The following is a 17445-nucleotide window of genomic DNA, read 5'->3' as shown; positions in this document are numbered from 1 at the left end:
AATTAAATTTCATGAAAAAAACAATTGTACTGAGCTTATTGCATGGGACAACAAAATATAACCCAATCATATGCAGCAGTTTGATGCTGTAATAAAGCTGAAAGCACAGTATGTTTTTGAGCATTATCCGGCTTCTGTAAGATATTATTCTGGAAAGATAATATATAAAAACATCAGGATCTATGTTTTTCAATACTTTGAGTTTGAAGGATGCTTGTAGCATATAACTTCAATGAGAATATAATAGGCTATATTTTAAATTTTCCTTCACAGATCCGGGGAGATTGGCTGCTGTTTAGCTGAAAAAATTTCCATATTAATCTATAGAAAACCTCGATATACCGGGGTTTTTATTTTTATTGTGTCATTTTGTCATAATTCTTTGAATGGTACAGATATTGAGAAATTGAGAGTATAAATTAAACTTAAAAATTAGAAAAAATAAAATATTATGAGTAAAATAATTGGAATTGACTTAGGTACAACCAACTCTTGTGTTGCTGTTATGGAGGGTAAAGACCCTGTTGTTATCCCAAATGCTGAAGGTAAAAGAACAACACCTTCTATTGTAGCATTTACAGAAGATGGTGAAAGAAAAGTAGGTGATCCTGCAAAAAGACAGGCTGTAACGAATCCAAAGAAAACTGTATACTCTATCAAAAGATTTATCGGAACTCATTTTAAAGAAGATGCTAAAGAAATTTCAAGAGTACCTTATGAAGTAGTAAGCGGACCAAACGATACGGTAAAAGTAAAAATTGACGATAGAGAATATACTCCACAGGAAATTTCTGCAATGACGCTTCAGAAAATGAAGAAAACTGCTGAAGATTACCTTGGACAAGAAGTAACAAGAGCGGTAATTACTGTTCCTGCCTACTTCAATGACGCGCAAAGACAGGCTACTAAAGAGGCTGGTGAAATTGCAGGTCTTAAAGTAGAAAGAATTATCAATGAGCCTACAGCTGCAGCGTTAGCTTATGGTCTTGATAAAAACCATAAAGATCAGAAAATCGCAGTATATGATCTTGGTGGTGGTACTTTCGATATCTCTATCCTTGATTTGGGAGATGGTGTATTTGAAGTATTGTCTACAAACGGAGATACTCACTTAGGAGGTGATGACTTTGATGATGTGATCATCAACTGGATGGCTGATGAGTTCAAAGCTGAGGAAGGTGTAGATTTAAAAACTGATGCTATTGCTCTTCAAAGATTGAAAGAAGCTGCTGAAAAAGCAAAAGTTGAGTTATCTTCTTCTGCTCAGACTGAAATCAACTTACCATACATCACAGCTACAGCTACAGGTCCTAAACACTTAGTGAAGTCTTTAACTAAAGCTAAATTTGAGCAGTTATCTGCTGATTTAGTAAGAAGATCTATGGAGCCGGTTGCTAAAGCATTAAAAGATGCAGGTTTATCAACTTCTGATATTGACGAAGTAATCTTGGTAGGAGGTTCTACAAGAATCCCTATTATCCAGGAAGAAGTAGAAAAATTCTTCGGTAAAAAACCATCTAAAGGTGTTAACCCGGATGAGGTTGTTGCTATTGGTGCAGCTATCCAGGGAGGTGTATTGACGGGAGACGTAAAAGACGTATTACTTCTTGACGTTACACCACTTTCTTTAGGTATTGAAACTATGGGTTCTGTATTCACTAAATTAATTGAAGCGAATACTACAATTCCAACTAAAAAGTCTGAGGTGTTCTCTACAGCTTCTGACAATCAGCCAGCGGTAAGCATCAGAGTAGGACAGGGAGAAAGATCTATGTTCAACGACAACAAAGAAATCGGTAGATTTGATCTTACAGATATTCCACCAGCACCAAGAGGAGTTCCTCAAATTGAAGTAACTTTCGATATTGATGCCAACGGTATCTTAAGTGTATCTGCTAAAGATAAAGGAACAGGTAAGGAGCAGACTATCAAAATTCAGGCTTCTTCAGGTCTTTCTGATGAGGAAATTGAAAGAATGAAAAAAGAAGCTCAGGAGAACTCTGCAGCGGATGCCAAGAAAAAAGAGGAAGTTGAAATCTTCAACAAAGCAGACGGATTGATCTTCCAGACTGAAAAGCAATTGAAAGAATTCGGTGAAAAGCTTTCTGCTGATAAAAAGGCAGCTATCGAAGCAGCTCACACAGAATTGAAAACAGCTTTTGAAGCTAAAAATGTTGATGATGTAAAAGCTAAAACTGAAGCTTTAGATGCAGCATGGATGGCAGCTTCTGAAGAATTGTATGCAGCAGGTCAACAGCCGGGTGCTGATGCAGGAGCAGGAGCTCAAAATCCTGGAGGTAACAATGCAGGAGGTGAAGATGTACAGGATGCAGACTTCGAAGAAGTAAAATAATTTTTTTAATATTATAATAAACCCCCAGTTTTTACTTGGGGGTTTTTTTAGTTTCAGAATGTCTCTATTCCGGAAGAGTGATCAACTAATAGAGATCACCAATTCTTTATTCGGAATTTATAATTTTACAGCAGGTGATTCTAATATTTTAACAGTTGAATTGGCGATAGTTTTTATGATTCCTTTCTCATCCATAGGAATAGAACTATCTCTTAGTAAACCTTTGGTGATATCACTGTTATTTATTTCATACCTATAGCCCGGTGTACATAAAACATAAGTACCATTTACAGTTATTGGAACTGTGTAATTCACTTCCGAGCTTTGCATCTTTGTAAATACTTTAATGCTTTTTTTACTATTAGCAGGTATCTTTGTTTTATAGGAGCTGGTTAAGGTTTTTTCGTTTGTAGTATCTTCTCCCCAAGACTTCTCTCCACCCACTATCCATTCTACAGTAACTTGCCCTTCAAGAACTAATGGAACACCTGCTTTATAAGTTACAGAGGTTTTCAGGCTACCTGAATATTTTGTATTCCAAGTGTATTTATAACCTGTTTTATAAGAATAGGTTACCGTAATTTCACTGTCTTCATTACTGCTATTCATTACTTCTGTTGAAAAAACTTCATCAGGTAATTCCAACTGATTAGGATTAGCTACAAGTTCCGGTTTTCCTAACTTTACATAAGTGTCTGCTTTCCACCAGTTTTTTTCTTCTTTAATATTCTTACGATTCAAAGCAAAATCACGGGTAAAAAGTACGGCATCAGGATTAGGATTTTCACCTCCGGGGGTTAAAGATTTCAGCTGTTTTTATGATCTCTTGTATCTCAGCCCTGCCATTGTTAGTATCGCTCAAATCCCACCCCATTTGTGATAAGAATTTTTCTGTAAAAGGAATTTTGATGTCCGATTGTTCCATAGATTTTGCGGATGTGGAAATTTTAAGACTTTTTTTGAGGTCTGGCATCAAATCAATTTCTTTTACCAATGTCCAACCTCTAGCTAGCAATTCCTTTTCTGTTTTATTTCCAGCATTTTTAGAGCTAATAGGTTTTTCATTTTCTAACATGCCAGTACTGTCAGTTCGTGAACAGGAAACAATAGATAATACTGTGACCCCTATATATAGAGATCTTAAATAATTTTTTTTCATAGTATTTTAGCTATGAGGTAACAACCCTTTTAAATTGTGTTTATAGTATAAAAGAGGAAAATAAAAGAAATTAACTTGTTATAATAAAGCTTATTTTAGAATCATACTTACCTTACAAAATAAAATCAGTATGGATTTTTATAATACCTGCATTTTATACTTACAAATGTAGTATATAATTCTCATTCATTTGAAAAATAAATTAAGTTAAATTGTTTATTTACAGTATGTTGTGTTTTATTATAATTTTGTTTTAAAATAAACATGCTTAGTTGTTATTATAAGTAGAACTTATTTATATCCTAGCTTTTTCGGTATTATTTTTTATTTCAAATTGGAGATAGGCTTCGAAGAAGTAAAATAATAAAGATTACCATTTAATTATATCAAATCTGAAGTAGAAGGTTTTTTTGTACTTCGGATTTTTTTGTTGTTAGCGAGTTAATTGTAGCAATTGTCATATGAAACTCCTTCCACTAGAGAAGATAGCCCAATTAAAGTATTTCCACTTCTTCAGGAACGATAAAGAGAATAGTACAGCCATTTTCAGAGGTTACGGAATGCTTAAAAGTGGGCGGTGTATACAGATAATCTCCTTTTTCCAATGGAGTACCTGCAATATGAGCATTCCCTTCTAAGATGTAAAGTTCTTCCCCTGCAGGATGATTGTGGTAAGGGTAACTTGCTCCGGGTTCAAATTTTAATACAATAGTTGTAGAGCGGTTTTTCTCCGGATCAAATTTCAGAGATTTCACAAAAATGCCCTCGTAGTGAATTCCTTTTTCAATGAGAGGCTGCCATTCTTTCTGTTCTGTTTTTACGATATAATCGTGAATGTTTGTGTTCATTATAATATATTTTAAATTGTTATTACTGTAAAAGTTGTTCCAAGGTCCATTTGTAATGGGAGAAAGTACTCAGCAGGAAGGCTCCGGCGCTGAATACAAAAACCGAATAATCCAGAGGTTCTTTAACCCCAAAAGAAATACTCATGGCAACAGCAAATAATAGGGTGAGTATGGATGCACAAAGGGAAACTTTGTTTATACGGTATCCTACAAGAAGTAAGATCCCGATAGATAGCTCGGCAACTGTTGATAATACTGCAATTGCTGGTACCAGATACTGAGGCAAAAAAGAATTGGTTTCCGCGGTATAGTGTACAAAGTTTTTCCAGCCGGAAGATTGAGAACCCCAAAGATTCAATCTGCTTGCTGTGGCCGATAAAAATCCTGCTGATAATGCTATTCTTAATAGAAAAACGGCTATGTCCTGTTGAATTTTCATACTTATTTGAGGTCTTAATTATAAGTACAAAGTTCAGGGAAAGAGACCTCCTAAAGAATAGACAATTCCAGGAAAAGCATATAATATCTTAGTTTTTTACTGCCTTCTGATAATCTTTTGGAGAGTGGGAAGTATGCTTCTTAAAGAAATTAGAAAAATAAAAAGGATCATTAAACCCAAGCTGGTAAGCAATTTCTTTTACGCTCAGCTTTTCATAAAGTAATAATCTTTTCGCTTCGGAAACGATAAGGCTATAGATGACATTTTGTGCTGTTTTATGGGTATGGAGTTTTGAAACTTCATTCAGTTTAGCTTCGGTAGTTCCCAATATATCTGCAAAACGGGCTACCGGATAATTGTCAGCAAAATGACTCCGTACGCTTTCGAGAAATTTTAAAAACAGAGCGTTGGGTTTCCATATTTCATCTCCGTTTGCCATTTTACTGCGGTTGATTTCCACCAATAATAATTCAATTAAAGAATGGGTGGAGATCAGATATTGGTAGGGTTTTTCTTCAATTTCTTTTTCAATCCGGCTGAGTGTTTCTGTAAAAAATGATGGATGCTGAATACTAATCATTTCATTCATTCCGAAATGGCAAAAAAGACCGTTGTGGAAAATAAGTTCAATATCACGGTCACTTTTACTGAAAAAATCCAGGGTAAATTCCAGGGCAGTCAGTTCTCCTTCTACCATGATTAGCTGATGGAACTGTCCTGAAGTAATGGTGATGGTTTGACCGGCTTTCAGGATAAAGGTGTTTTCATCAATCAGAATTTCTGCATTTCCGCTTTCACACCAGAAGAGTGTATATTTTATAACCCGTCTTGGCTCCGGATGGCCTGCCTGATGTGAATATCTTTTTATTTCAATCATAATATGAATGTGGGTATATAGATAAATTCTGATTTTCTGCCTTTGGTTTAGCTGAGTCCAAATTACAAAATCGCTAATATAAAAATATTAGGTATAAATTATTTTTTAAACTTTTTTATGAAGAAGATAAGATCTTTATGAAATCGGTAGGTTAGTTTTGAAAACAATTAAAGCTTTCATTAAAGCTATAAAATACTCACTGATAATTTTGTTAAAGTATTTAATTGTCTAGTATTCAGTATGTTGTTGATTTTGATGAAAATAATATTAATAAAATCAATTATTTACTTTTAATTTATATATTTGTTTTTATTTAGAATAAATAAAAAATATTGTTATAAAAATAAAAATACAGACAATCCATGTAAAATAAGGAATTCATGACCAAGTGGATGGGTTGTTATCAAAAAAATAAACGAAGGAAAGTTTTACATCACTACAAAAATGGCAGCAGGATAACCTCAAAAGTGTAATTCCCCATGCGATGTGCAGCGTTCGCTTTAAAAACTAAAAAAATTATGGAACAGCAAAGTAAAAGAATTCTGGCACTGGATTTAATAAAAGGAATGAGTGTTATAGGAATGGTCATTATACATACCTTACTCATATTTGCGAATGTAAAATCGCAATCGGAGTCGGTTATTGGAAGTTTTATTGTGTTTTTGGGAAGAGGAACTTCCATTTTTCTGATCTGTATGGGAGTAACGTTTATGACGTCGAGTCATCAAAGCCTTAAAAGTTCAATACAACGGGGTGGCCTGCTTTTATTAGCCGCTCTTTTCATGAATTTCATGAAATTTATGATTCCTGTGCTGTTTGGTTTTGCTCCGGATAATTTTATCCAGAAGTACGGATGGCATGCTCCAATAGAACAGCAATATGTATATCTGGTGCTGTTGGGAGATATTTTACAATTGGCAGGAATGTCTTTAGTCTTTGTTGGTTTTATTCGGAAATATGTACACAACAAATACATTATTCTGGCTATAGGATTACTGGTAGCACTGGTTTCCAGAGAAGTGAGCGGAATCAATATAGATTATCCTGTTATTAATTATGTCTTAGACCTTCTTTTTAATAATGACTATCCCGCCTATGTCTATTTTCCGGTTTTCCCATGGATGTCTTTTATTATTATCGGGATGTTTTTTGGTAAATGGTTTCTGGAACTTAATTATAACAGCAAACAACTGTTTAAAAATATGTTATATGTAGGACTGCTGTTTATAGCCATTGGTGCTCCTTTGGTTTTCTTTTATGGTGAATACCATTATAATGGTTTTTATCACATGGGACCGGGAGGTGTTATTTATTTTGCAGGATGGACATTAGTTTTTCTATGGCTTATTTTTAGGATCACCCTAAATATGAAAGAAAATAATGCGGTCAGAATTTTAAAATACTGCAGTAAAAACCTGACCTCAATGTATATGATACAGTGGATATTAATTTCCTGGGGTAAAGGTATCTTCGGATATAGACAACATGGAATTGGGTACGTACTTGTACTGATCCTGTTTTATATTGTTCTTACCTTTGCAGTTCAGATCTCATTGGATATACTAAGAAAGAAGAAAACATTAGTTCTCTTTAGAAGAGCTTCGATGGATGAAACGGCTTTGAAATAATACTGAAGATTTAATGGGGTTTCAGAAAAAAGGGATATCTCACCGGATATTAACTTTTACAAGAAATACATTAACCGGATCACTATATTCCTTGTAAAATACCTACATTCGTATAGATAAAAAACAAAAATAGTAATGAGATATTCTAAAATTATTGTGGTGGCAGCCTTAGTGTTGTTTCAGTTAGGAATGGCACAGGAGAAGGCAGGTACAGTATTAAACAAAGCGCTTACAGAAGCTAAAGTAAGCCATAAAAATGTGTTGCTGGTATTTCATGCTTCATGGTGCAAATGGTGTAAAGTGATGGAGGCAAACATGAATCTTCCGGAAACCAAACCTATTTTTGAAAAGAAGTTTGTTACCGCATATGTTGATGTTCAGGAAAGAGGAGATAAGAAGTCGTTGGAAAATCCCGGCGGACAGGAGCTGATGAACAAATACAAGGGGGAGAATGCCGGACTCCCTTTCTGGCTGATTCTAAATCCAAAAGGGGAAGTACTTGCCGATTCTTTTGATGATAAGAAACAAAATCTGGGATCACCCTCTACACCTGAGGAAGTTGCTGTTTTTGCTGCGAAGCTGAAGAAAAGTTCAAAACTGAGTAAAGAAGAACTTCAGGTCATCGAAAATGTTTTTACTAAAAAAGATAAATAGAAAGAAATCCCGGGTCAGACGCCCGTGACTTTTTATATGGCTTATTCAGTGACATAGTCGCCTTTATTTGCTTTTTACAATAGAACATCCGATTATTATTCTTTTGCGTAAATAAAAGGATATTTCCATCCTATTTTCAAGTGAAAATATAAAAATCACATATTTTATTCAGCATAGATTTCTGAATGTCATCCAAACAAGAAGTTTTAGACTTAATCCAATTTGCTTAGTCCATAACTTTTGAGACTGGATCGTTTTTTTACTGTCTTACCCTAATACCTATAAAAATATAACTCCCCGAACAACAAAAATTGCCCGGGGAGTCTTTTCAAATTAAACTATTTTATTTACCAAAGTAGATCTTATCCTGCTTTTGCTGCTCAGTATAGATGATCTGGAAACTTACAGGCATATAACGGTAGAGAAGCTTCCAATGCTGGATTTTAGCATGCTTTTTAAAGCTCTCAAAAGACCTGATAAAGATATTTTCGATCATTGTTCTTACATAGGAATTTCCATTCCTGTAAATCCCGTCCATGAGTTTGATGTGATGGGCGATAATGTTGATCTTAGATTCCTGCAAAAGACCCTTCAGGTAATTAACGGTAGCCTGCATGATCCCAGCAAAATTATCCTGAACAGATAACTGTGTGATTTCCCTGCGAAGGGGCGGATAGAAAAATTTTAAGTATTCAACAGCTATTTTTTGATTAATAGTTTGCATTTGTACTTTCATCATAATTTAGAATTTTTCAAACACTTTGTATTGTAGCGAAATGTATACCAAAATTTATAAACATGCTGCAAAAATAAAAACACTTACAAGCACCGCAATGTGAGTGAGTAATATCTCGGAATTATGCCTGTTAGTAGTGGTTTTCCAGGTTTTCCAATCTGAAATTTTTCTTATTTTATTTTTCATAATCTATTGATTGTGAGTTATTTTAATTTTTGTTTAATTTAAACACTTTGTAATGAAACGGGTCAAAAATGTAATAAACTTATATCCCGTGACTGTAAATTTGTCTCGAATAGATCTTTTGAAGGTCTGTGGAAATATGACTAAAGATCATTTTTTTATATTCCTCACTGCAGAATGCAGTAAAATTGTCCAGAGAATAGATAAAAGTATTCTCAATAGCATTTTTTAGGACTGTATCTCCATTGCTGTACATGGTATCCATCTTCTGTAAGCTCCTCCACAACAGATTTCTGTCATTCTGACGGATCATATTTTTAATACGTTCGGTAAAAGCCCGGACTAAAGCGTAGGGATTTTGATTTTTTTCCTCTTTCAGTTCACTTTCAAAGTCGGGAACGAGTTCTGTGATTTCCTGTGCAGCCTGTAAATAGTTCATATTATTATGATTTTAATTGTTTTGTTCCAGCATTTTGATGATAGCACCAAAAATAAAAATGCTTAAAAAAGCAAAGAAAAGCAGGTGATAAGGTTTCAGCCATTGCGGAGTTTTCGGTCCTCTGCTTTTCAGTCTTCTCAGCTTGTCTATTCTGTTTAATGTTTTTAAGTCCATTTTTGTATGTTTTGAAACTAATGATACTAATGGTGTACCTTTGAATATTGATCTGATGTATTGTGCTGAAAATGAATTATTTGATTTGTTTTGGTTTAAATTTTATAAGAGAGAAAGCATTTCAAAATGATAAGGATTTTATCAAAATGGAAAATAAATAAGGCTTAGATCCTAAGATGGAACAATATTTTATGGTATGAAGATGAGGTTCGGGTTAGCTATGGTATGGGTTTTTGAAAATATTTGAATTGTACTTGAGGTGAGCTTTTTATACGAGATCATTTTTAAACTTTATTAAGTGAGTTGAAACGTTGCTATAAAAGCTTTTTTGTCTTTTTGGTTAGAAATTCCAGTATAAGCAATGACAAAATCAATACTGTTTTTAAGTTTCGTGGAAAGGATAGAATGAATATCTTTGCAGTCCAAATATTCAGAAGATGTTTTCAAAAATTATAGTACACAGAGTAGGCAATAAAATCAATGGAGATTCCTTAACGCTTTCCCAGGAGGAATTGAAGCTGGAGGAAGGAATGGCAGAATTGCTTGAAGATTACTTTTTAGGATCATTCAAATCAGAAGAAACTTTTCATTTTTACAGTGACACCTATCTGGTGAATAATCCGGTTTACAGTGCGGTTTCTGAAATTTTTGAAGATAAGTCCAAATTTATATGGGAGTCTGAAAATATTGCAAAACACCTTTTCGAAGCAGCGGAGAACCCTAGAGTTCAAAGTGGAGAGCTGTTCATTGTACTTTTTGAAGATGAAAGTGACCGTCCGGACAGAGTGGATAAGATAGGGATCTTTAAAACCGAAAAAAGAGAATCTTTCCTGAAAATTAATCCTACAGAAGAAACATTTGATATTGAAAAAGATCAGGGAATCGGCTTATCCAAAATTGATAAGGCAGCTTTAATCTATAATAATGATAAAAACACCGGCTATGTACTTTCTGTAGTTGACAACAACAAAAACGGAGATATGTACTACTGGTTTGAAGATTTCCTGAAAGTAAAACAGCGTGATGATGAGTATTTCCATACTCAGGAAGCATTAATGGTTTACAAAGATTATATCACCAAGCAGCTTCCTCAGGAATTTGAAGTTTCTAAAGCTGATCAGGCAGATTTCCTTAATAAGTCTATCAATTTCTTCAAGGAGAAAGAAGAATTTAAACTGGATGAGTTTGCCAGTGAAGTGTTGGGAGACGAGCACGTCATTGAAAGTTTTGTGAATTTTAAAACAGATTATGAGCAGGACATGCAGGTGAATATTGCTGAGGAATTCCCGATCAGTGAAGCAGCGGTAAAGAAAACCCAGAGGCATTTTAAAAGCATCATTAAACTTGATAAAAATTTCCACATCTATATCCACGGTGACAGACAGAAAATTGAAACAGGAGAGGATGATAAAGGAAAATACTACAGACTTTATTTTGAAAAAGAGGTATAATAGAAATCAATTCATTAAATAAATATCATAACTTTATTGCTGATTACAAAATAGCAGTTATGAAGTTTATGATTGTTTTCTGGGGAGCTTTCCTCTTTTTCTTCTGCGTACCTTTTCCGATTTTCATTTATATGATGACTGAGGAAGGCGCAACAGGACCGAGAAATTCGTTAGCGGTGAGCTATGGATATCTCGGTCTTTCTTTATTCATATGGGGATATATTCTCGTATTCTTCATTAATATTCTTTTCATTAAAACCTTTAAGCAGAGGAACACCATTCATTCCATTCTGAGAAATGGTATTCCCAGAGAGGCTAAAGTGATGCGTTACCAGCTTTTAAAATACTTTCCGAAAACCAATATGAATGCCATTCAGATTGTTCTTTCATTTCCCAACCTTAGGAATACCATGATTGAACATGAGATGATGTTTCATGATTCCAGGCCACAGGAAAAAAGGTTTGATGTAGGAAATCGTGTGAAGGTATTGCTGAATCCTGATGTTTCGCAGGAACCTTACTTTATTTTAAGCGACCAAAAGGTTGGTTTCAATGCATCAGGAATGATTGTAAGAATAGTATTTATCATATTGTTAATCGCTTATATTATTGGTCTTTACTCTTATTTCTATAGGCGGGAATCTTTTGATTTTGGCTGGCAGTTTCTCACTTTTATGCATCCTATTATTTTCAGTGGAGTGATGACCCTTATTTATGTATTGGTTTTTCAGATGATTGTAGGGAAATTTTTTAAGAATAAAAAAGAAGGACGTATCCTCTTTGTTGGAAGAAGTGCCGAAGCACAGATTATCAGTGTCAACCAGACGGGACTGACGATAAATGACCAGCCGCAGATTATGTTTCAGGTCAGCTTTAAGGATTTCAGGGGCAAAGAGCACATTGCCGTCTATAAAAAGGTGGTCAGACTTCTGGATCTTTCTTCAGTACCCAAAACAGGAACGATAGAGATTATGTATGATGAAGATGATCCGGATAAAATTACGATCCCGGGAATTTAAATCAATTAATTCCGAAAATCAATATTCAACTAAAGATAAAAAAGAGCGAATTTGTTCATTACAAATTCGCTCTTTTTATCATCTATACGTTATTCGTTTAGTTACTTTTTCCTGAAAAACAGGGCCCTGTTATATTCAAAATTCATTCTGGCGATATTGAGTACAGAAATTCCTTGTGGACATTCCACTTCACAGGCCTCTGTGTTGGAGCAGATATGTAATTCATGTTATGAATCATGAACTATAGATTGAAAACGTTATTACTGGATTTTTTTTTGTATATTTTAGAGATATCTTATTAAACAGGGGTAAAATAAAGAATGTTTCAACGCTGTTTTTAGTCGGAAGAAGCGCAAAATATACAGAGATTATTGTTTGAAACAAAGGAAAATAGGTACCACACCGGCCACGCTGTAGAAAAAAAGACTTATCTTTGATAGATTGACTGACATATTATGAATTTTGTAGAGTGCCATGAGGAGCCTATCCATATTCCAGGCTATATACAGAGTTTTGGCTATTTGATTGGCATTGATGCGGAATCCCATTCCATTACTTTTTTCAGCAGGAATATTCTGAATATATTTACTATTGAGAGTTCAGATGAACTTTTCAACAGAAAGCTCACGGACTTTCCTGAAAGCTTTCAAAGTATTATCGATTCAGATATTTATACTTCGCTGAATACATTTACCAGGAGGGAGAATGAAACCTACTTCGACAAAATTTTTATTAATGATAAAGAATATCACTTTTCTGTTTTTAAAAGCGGAAGGTATATCTTCTTAGAATTTGAAGAAGTCCTGATTAATCCCAATAAGCGGATTTCCAATAAATATGACAATTTTTATACCATAGATAACCAGCAGGATCTTTGGAACCATCTGTTGGAAACACTTTCCAAGGTTGTGAATTATGACCGGATAATGGTATATAAATTTATGATGGATGGCTCTGGAAAAGTGATTGCTGAAAAGAAAGGGAACGGTATGGAAAGTTTTCTGGGACTCCATTATCCGGAATCGGATATACCCAAGCAGGCCCGGGCGCTTTATCTTAAAAAAAGGAAAAGGATATTCAGTAATATTAATGCTGAAACGGTTCCGCTTTTAAGTAAAACAGAGAAACATATCGATCTCAGCCTTTCTGCGTCAAGGGGTATGTCTCCTATCCATGGGCAGTATCTTAAAAACTCGGGGGTATCTTCCAGTTTCAGTATTTCCATTATCATTGATGATCACCTTTGGGGATTGGTTACCTGTCAGAATGTTGAGGCTAAGCATATTGATCTTGAAGATAGGGTACAGGCCGGTATTTTTACGGCTCTGGCGGCAAATGCCTATTCATCATTTAAATCTAAAAATGAACTGAATTACCGACTGGAACTGAACGAGAAGCTATCCCATCTGAAAACGGATTTTTTAAAACATCATAATTTACTGGACTCGCTGTCCGAAAATAAAACGGAAATAAGGGATTTACCTGAAGCCGACGGCCTTGTTGTGATTTCAGATGAAAATATAGTAACAGACGGAATTACTCCGGATTATGATACGATTAACAAAATCGTTGATTGGGCTTTTGAAAACTGCGAAAACACGATTTATGTAAACAGAAGCTTTCTTAAGGATCAAGGTGAAAATTTAGGCTTGTCTGAGAATGCGGCAGGTGTGATTATCTATTTTATTGACAGGGAAAAAAAAGAAATGCTGATCTGGTTCCGGAAAGAGTTTGATGAGCATATTAACTGGGCTGGAAATCCGGAAAAGAATATTGATATTATTTCCCAAAATGGAGAAGAAAAACGAATTGTTTCTCCCAGAACATCATTCCAGATTTTTACAGAAAATATAAAAGGCCATTCTAAAAGATGGAATTCCCGAAATGTAAGTTCTGTTCATGCAATCCGTGATCTGATCCTGGAAAGCTCCCATAAAAATTATATTGCAATCAAAAGACTGAATGATGAGCTTAAAAAAGTAAATGAAGAGCTGGACAGTTTTTCTTATACCATTTCTCATGATTTAGGAACTCCTCTTACTGTTATGAAGCTTAATGCTCAAATGCTTTTGGGAAATTTAGCTGATGATTCTGAAAAAAGTAAAGGGAAGATCAATACGATTATTGAGGAAATTGATACTATGGCGGAGATGATGCATGATGTATTGCAGCTTAGCCGTGCCAAGCACAGTGAAATTCAGCTTGAAAGCCTGAAAATAGGCCATACCATTCATAAGATTTCTGAAAATGCCAAGATGACGTACGGCAGCTCGAAAAGTGAAATCATCATTAAAAATTGCCCTGATGTGATGGGAGACAAAACCATGCTTCATCAGGTATTTTTAAATATTATCAACAATGCCGTAAAATACTCTTCCCATAAAGATCAGCCGAAAGTGGAGATTGAAGGGGTAGAGGATGGCTCTGTTATTGTATATCGGATTTCAGATAACGGCATTGGAATTCCTGAGGAAGAGAAGCATAAAATGTTTAAGATTTTCAACAGGATGGAAAATGCGAAAAAATTTAAAGGAAATGGAATAGGGCTGTCTATTGTTCATCGGATTATGAAAAGAATTGGCGGAAATGTGGATTTTGAGAGCAATAAAGAAGGGACTTCTTTCATTTTAACGTTTAAAAAGCCTTAAATTTGAGAAACTTTTAAAACGTTATTATGGTATCAGAATATTTAAAACAGAATACAGCCAGCTATCACGATGCAGCGGAAAAGCTTTTTAATTCTGAAAAAATTTTTAATAAAACATTCACGTTAGAAGATTATAAAAAGATCATTCATACCAATTATCTGATGCTTCTTCACAGTGAGGATAAGATATTCAACAGTCTTTCTGATAAATATTCGCAAAAGCTTCAGCTTAACGAGAGAAAAAAACTCTCTCTTATTGAAAAAGACCTGAAAAGCCTTTCCCTAACCAACCAGGAAGTTTCTCATGATCTGGAATTTAATAATGAACATGAAGCCTTAGGAGCGATGTATGTGATTGAAGGTTCTACATTGGGAGGAAACGTAATCGCTAAGCAGCTTTCAAAGACGGAAGGTTTTGATGAGGTTACTTTCAATTTCTTTGGATGCTACCAGGAAAATACAGGCCCGATGTGGAAGAATTTTAAGGAGGTGCTGGATACTGAAGTTCATGAAGAAAACTACAATGAAGTGCTGTCCGGCGCGAAAAAATTATACTCGTTTTTACTGAACGTCAATTAATTTCTTTTAATACCTAATAAAATTCCTGAAAAATTGCCCACTTTTTCAGGAATTGTTAAATTTGGGGAGTTTCAATTTTAAACTTAACTTAAAAAATAAATAATTTAAAAAGTATACCATATGAAAGTAACTGTAGTAGGTGCAGGCGCTGTAGGAGCAAGCTGTGCAGAATACATCGCAATGAAGAACTTCTGTTCAGAAGTAGTTTTAGTAGATATTAAAGAAGGATTTGCTGAAGGTAAAGCAATGGATTTGATGCAGACAGCGTCGCTGAACGGATTCGATACAAAAATTACCGGAACAACAGGAGATTACAGCAAAACTGCAGGTTCTCATGTAGCAGTAATCACTTCAGGTATTCCCAGAAAACCTGGAATGACAAGAGAAGAGTTGATTGGTATCAACGCAGGAATCGTAAAAGATGTTACTGAAAATTTAGTGAAACATTCTCCGGAAGTAATCATCATCGTAGTTTCCAACCCAATGGATACGATGGCTTATTTAGTGCATAAAACTTCAGGCCTTCCTAAGCACAAAATCATCGGAATGGGTGGTGCTTTGGATTCTGCAAGATTCAAATACAGATTGGCTGAAGCATTAGAAAGCCCTATTTCTGATGTGGACGGAATGGTAATCGCTGCTCACAGTGATACAGGTATGCTTCCATTATTGAGCAAAGCAACAAGAAACGGAGTTCCTGTAACTGAATTCTTAGACGAAGAGCAACAAAAATATGTAATTGAAGAAACTAAAGTGGGTGGAGCTACGCTTACTAAACTATTAGGAACTTCAGCCTGGTATGCACCGGGTGCAGCTGTTTCTGTAATGGTTCAGGCTATTGCATGTGACCAAAAGAAAATGATCCCTTGTTCTTTAATGCTTGAAGGTGAGTACGGTCAAAACGATATCTGCTTAGGAGTTCCTGCTATCATCGGGGCAAACGGAGTAGAAAAAATCGTAAACGTTACTTTAACTGCTGAAGAGCAATTGAAATTCGCTGAAGCTGCCAATGCAGTAAGAGAAGTGAACGGAGATTTGAAATTCTAATCATTACCCGGCTTTTAGCTGGCTTGAAAATATAAACAGACTGTTCAGAGAAGAACAGTCTGTTTTTTTTGTATTATATTGGAAGTATTTTTTTAATCCATAAAGGTGACTCTTTATGCTCTTTTAGTCAACCTTTTTCAAGACTAGGCATCACTCAAAGTCGAAGACTTTGCGAAGTGGTGTTTATATTATGCCACATGATACAATCGTGCGGGAGCGGGGTTTTATTTAGTATCATACTAGCAAAATGAATTTCACTTACATATTCCAGTATCTATATGAAGACCACTTTTATGAAAATCTACTATATAAAGTTCTTTTGATCTACAGTATTTTTTTTTGTATTCTTTTTGATCCAGATTATAAATCTTTATTATTAGAAAAGAGGTATCCTTAAACAGGCCTGATTCAAGAGATATATTATAACTATAAAGTTTAGTTGGGTTTTCTTTGTTTCCATACGCATTAAATTGTAATATCATATTTTCTTTAAAAATATCATTGGTATTAATGTCAATTTCTTTTCCCGGAGAATATGTATATTTATATTTATTAGTGAAATTTTTATTGTAAAACTCTAGTCCCACAGGGCTTGTAATAATTTCATCATTTATAAAAATTATTAAATTAACTTTTTGACTGTAAATTGTAACTGATACAAAAAACACTAGTAAATTTATTATTTTATTAAGGTTTGATTTGACCATTTTCATAATTAGATAATATTTTATTAACTGTAGATAATTCAATTCTCATAGTTTCGCTTCCACTTCTGTCATAAAATACAGCACCTTGTTTATTATTTGGATCGATAAAAGAACCATCTGCGTTTACTTGTACTGAATTTTTTTCCAAGTTACCTGCAATAATATTTGTGTCACGTTTAGCAAAATCCGCTGTATCAGCAGCAGAGGGATCTGTTGCAGTCAAAGTATAGACACTGAATTTCCCCGCAGTTGCAGTGCTCTCTACTGTTGTTGCTGTTGGATGGGTATGAAGTACAATATCAGATTTTATATCGTTTTTAATACCGTGCTGACTCTTTATGTCAAAACTATTAACTTCTGCTTTAGCAAGACCACTATTTATAGAAGTTTTACCACCTTCTGTAAATGTAGTTCTATTACCTGTTAAGTCAATATCCGCTCTAACTTCGTGCTGCCAACCTTTAGAATCAGGGCTAATTCTGTGGTTTGAAGGAGAATTTGTCAT

At 34.7% G+C, this 17445-nt stretch carries 18 protein-coding genes and 1 pseudogene; 8 read left to right on the top strand and 11 right to left on the bottom strand.

The annotated features are described in order from the left end of the window. Positions 1-451: 451 nt before the first annotated feature. Positions 452-2353: a molecular chaperone DnaK gene (gene dnaK / locus LQV47_RS12265; RefSeq protein ID WP_209804968.1), complete on the top strand. Its 1902-nt coding sequence runs from the start codon at positions 452-454 to the stop codon at positions 2351-2353. Between the two features lie 117 nt (positions 2354-2470). Here dnaK and LQV47_RS12260 read toward each other — a convergent pair whose 3' ends face one another. The 5 genes from LQV47_RS12260 to LQV47_RS12240 form a co-directional block, all read right to left on the bottom strand. Beyond that, the gene (locus LQV47_RS12260) at positions 2471-3094 is read right to left on the bottom strand and encodes a hypothetical protein (RefSeq protein ID WP_230037251.1); all 624 of its coding nucleotides are present in this window, start codon (positions 3092-3094) and stop codon (positions 2471-2473) included. Positions 3095-3137: 43 nt separating this feature from the next. After that, positions 3138-3512: a hypothetical protein gene (locus LQV47_RS12255; RefSeq protein WP_230037249.1), complete on the bottom strand. Its 375-nt coding sequence runs from the start codon at positions 3510-3512 to the stop codon at positions 3138-3140. A 494-nt stretch (positions 3513-4006) separates the two neighbouring features. Continuing rightward, on the bottom strand, positions 4007-4360 hold the full coding sequence (locus LQV47_RS12250; RefSeq protein WP_230037248.1) for a cupin domain-containing protein: 354 nt from the start codon (positions 4358-4360) through the stop codon (positions 4007-4009). A 22-nt stretch (positions 4361-4382) separates the two neighbouring features. Then, positions 4383-4799, bottom strand: a complete 417-nt coding sequence (locus tag LQV47_RS12245; protein WP_230037246.1) for a DoxX protein — start codon at positions 4797-4799, stop codon at positions 4383-4385. Between the two features lie 88 nt (positions 4800-4887). Beyond that, complete coding sequence (locus tag LQV47_RS12240) at positions 4888-5676, bottom strand: helix-turn-helix transcriptional regulator (RefSeq protein ID WP_230037244.1); 789 nt, start codon at positions 5674-5676, stop codon at positions 4888-4890. Between the two features lie 518 nt (positions 5677-6194). On the opposite strand from LQV47_RS12240, the gene LQV47_RS12235 reads away from it, so the two are divergent. Together LQV47_RS12235 and LQV47_RS12230 are read left to right on the top strand one after the other, a co-directional pair. Next, positions 6195-7304, top strand: coding sequence for a heparan-alpha-glucosaminide N-acetyltransferase domain-containing protein (locus LQV47_RS12235; protein WP_230037242.1), 1110 nt, complete (start codon positions 6195-6197; stop codon positions 7302-7304). 135 nt (positions 7305-7439) lie between these two features. Further along, positions 7440-7958: a thioredoxin family protein gene (locus LQV47_RS12230; RefSeq protein WP_230037240.1), complete on the top strand. Its 519-nt coding sequence runs from the start codon at positions 7440-7442 to the stop codon at positions 7956-7958. Between the two features lie 343 nt (positions 7959-8301). Here LQV47_RS12230 and LQV47_RS12225 read toward each other — a convergent pair whose 3' ends face one another. The 3 genes from LQV47_RS12225 to LQV47_RS12215 all read right to left on the bottom strand — a co-directional run bounded on the left by LQV47_RS12225 (position 8302) and on the right by LQV47_RS12215 (position 9490). Beyond that, on the bottom strand, positions 8302-8697 hold the full coding sequence (locus LQV47_RS12225; RefSeq protein WP_230037238.1) for a hypothetical protein: 396 nt from the start codon (positions 8695-8697) through the stop codon (positions 8302-8304). A gap of 262 nt (positions 8698-8959) precedes the next feature. Next, positions 8960-9316, bottom strand: a complete 357-nt coding sequence (locus LQV47_RS12220) for a hypothetical protein (protein WP_230037236.1) — start codon at positions 9314-9316, stop codon at positions 8960-8962. Between the two features lie 12 nt (positions 9317-9328). Next, positions 9329-9490, bottom strand: a complete 162-nt coding sequence (locus tag LQV47_RS12215; RefSeq protein WP_230037234.1) for a hypothetical protein — start codon at positions 9488-9490, stop codon at positions 9329-9331. Positions 9491-9927: 437 nt separating this feature from the next. On the opposite strand from LQV47_RS12215, the gene LQV47_RS12210 reads away from it, so the two are divergent. Together LQV47_RS12210 and LQV47_RS12205 are read left to right on the top strand one after the other, a co-directional pair. After that, complete coding sequence (locus LQV47_RS12210; protein WP_230037232.1) at positions 9928-10941, top strand: nucleoid-associated protein; 1014 nt, start codon at positions 9928-9930, stop codon at positions 10939-10941. 59 nt (positions 10942-11000) lie between these two features. Beyond that, positions 11001-11960 (top strand): hypothetical protein, encoded by a 960-nt coding sequence (locus LQV47_RS12205; RefSeq protein ID WP_230037230.1) that lies wholly within the window; start codon positions 11001-11003, stop codon positions 11958-11960. Between the two features lie 101 nt (positions 11961-12061). Here LQV47_RS12205 and LQV47_RS12200 read toward each other — a convergent pair. Then, positions 12062-12172: pseudogene (locus LQV47_RS12200) on the bottom strand (succinate dehydrogenase/fumarate reductase iron-sulfur subunit); the annotation flags it as partial. Positions 12173-12415: 243 nt separating this feature from the next. Between LQV47_RS12200 and LQV47_RS12195 the strand changes: the two are divergent. From LQV47_RS12195 to LQV47_RS12185, 3 genes are all read left to right on the top strand, one after another. Next, positions 12416-14608, top strand: coding sequence for an ATP-binding protein (locus tag LQV47_RS12195; protein ID WP_230037228.1), 2193 nt, complete (start codon positions 12416-12418; stop codon positions 14606-14608). Between the two features lie 26 nt (positions 14609-14634). Continuing rightward, positions 14635-15186 carry a biliverdin-producing heme oxygenase gene (locus tag LQV47_RS12190; protein ID WP_230037226.1) on the top strand — a complete coding sequence of 184 codons (552 nt, stop codon included), beginning with the start codon at positions 14635-14637 and terminating at the stop codon, positions 15184-15186. 120 nt (positions 15187-15306) lie between these two features. After that, complete coding sequence (locus tag LQV47_RS12185; protein WP_209805069.1) at positions 15307-16233, top strand: malate dehydrogenase; 927 nt, start codon at positions 15307-15309, stop codon at positions 16231-16233. 254 nt (positions 16234-16487) lie between these two features. Here the strand turns inward: LQV47_RS12185 and LQV47_RS12180 are convergent, their stop codons facing one another. Together LQV47_RS12180 and LQV47_RS12175 are read right to left on the bottom strand one after the other, a co-directional pair. Further along, positions 16488-16946 carry a hypothetical protein gene (locus tag LQV47_RS12180; RefSeq protein ID WP_230037223.1) on the bottom strand — a complete coding sequence of 153 codons (459 nt, stop codon included), beginning with the start codon at positions 16944-16946 and terminating at the stop codon, positions 16488-16490. After that, positions 16921-17445 (bottom strand): hypothetical protein, encoded by a 525-nt coding sequence (locus tag LQV47_RS12175; protein ID WP_230037221.1) that lies wholly within the window; start codon positions 17443-17445, stop codon positions 16921-16923. Before LQV47_RS12175 ends, LQV47_RS12180 begins: the two co-directional genes overlap by 26 nt.

It is taken from the genome of Chryseobacterium sp. Bi04, from assembly GCF_918698085.1.
Taxonomy (GTDB): Bacteria; Bacteroidota; Bacteroidia; order Flavobacteriales; family Weeksellaceae; genus Chryseobacterium.
This window is presented reverse-complemented; position numbering and strand designations above follow the sequence as displayed.

Coding starts and splice junctions, on each gene's coding strand:
- LQV47_RS12225 (WP_230037238.1), bottom strand. CDS start 8,697: ATGATGAAAGTACAAATGCAAACTATTAATCAAAAAATAGCTGTTGAA.
- LQV47_RS12230 (WP_230037240.1), top strand. CDS start 7,440: ATGAGATATTCTAAAATTATTGTGGTGGCAGCCTTAGTGTTGTTTCAG.
- LQV47_RS12205 (WP_230037230.1), top strand. CDS start 11,001: ATGAAGTTTATGATTGTTTTCTGGGGAGCTTTCCTCTTTTTCTTCTGC.
- LQV47_RS12235 (WP_230037242.1), top strand. CDS start 6,195: ATGGAACAGCAAAGTAAAAGAATTCTGGCACTGGATTTAATAAAAGGA.
- LQV47_RS12195 (WP_230037228.1), top strand. CDS start 12,416: ATGAATTTTGTAGAGTGCCATGAGGAGCCTATCCATATTCCAGGCTAT.
- LQV47_RS12220 (WP_230037236.1), bottom strand. CDS start 9,316: ATGAACTATTTACAGGCTGCACAGGAAATCACAGAACTCGTTCCCGAC.
- LQV47_RS12250 (WP_230037248.1), bottom strand. CDS start 4,360: ATGAACACAAACATTCACGATTATATCGTAAAAACAGAACAGAAAGAA.
- LQV47_RS12180 (WP_230037223.1), bottom strand. CDS start 16,946: ATGAAAATGGTCAAATCAAACCTTAATAAAATAATAAATTTACTAGTG.
- LQV47_RS12255 (WP_230037249.1), bottom strand. CDS start 3,512: ATGAAAAAAAATTATTTAAGATCTCTATATATAGGGGTCACAGTATTA.
- LQV47_RS12210 (WP_230037232.1), top strand. CDS start 9,928: ATGTTTTCAAAAATTATAGTACACAGAGTAGGCAATAAAATCAATGGA.
- LQV47_RS12175 (WP_230037221.1), bottom strand. CDS start 17,445: ATGACAAATTCTCCTTCAAACCACAGAATTAGCCCTGATTCTAAAGGT.
- LQV47_RS12240 (WP_230037244.1), bottom strand. CDS start 5,676: ATGATTGAAATAAAAAGATATTCACATCAGGCAGGCCATCCGGAGCCA.
- LQV47_RS12245 (WP_230037246.1), bottom strand. CDS start 4,799: ATGAAAATTCAACAGGACATAGCCGTTTTTCTATTAAGAATAGCATTA.
- dnaK (WP_209804968.1), top strand. CDS start 452: ATGAGTAAAATAATTGGAATTGACTTAGGTACAACCAACTCTTGTGTT.
- LQV47_RS12185 (WP_209805069.1), top strand. CDS start 15,307: ATGAAAGTAACTGTAGTAGGTGCAGGCGCTGTAGGAGCAAGCTGTGCA.
- LQV47_RS12215 (WP_230037234.1), bottom strand. CDS start 9,490: ATGGACTTAAAAACATTAAACAGAATAGACAAGCTGAGAAGACTGAAA.
- LQV47_RS12190 (WP_230037226.1), top strand. CDS start 14,635: ATGGTATCAGAATATTTAAAACAGAATACAGCCAGCTATCACGATGCA.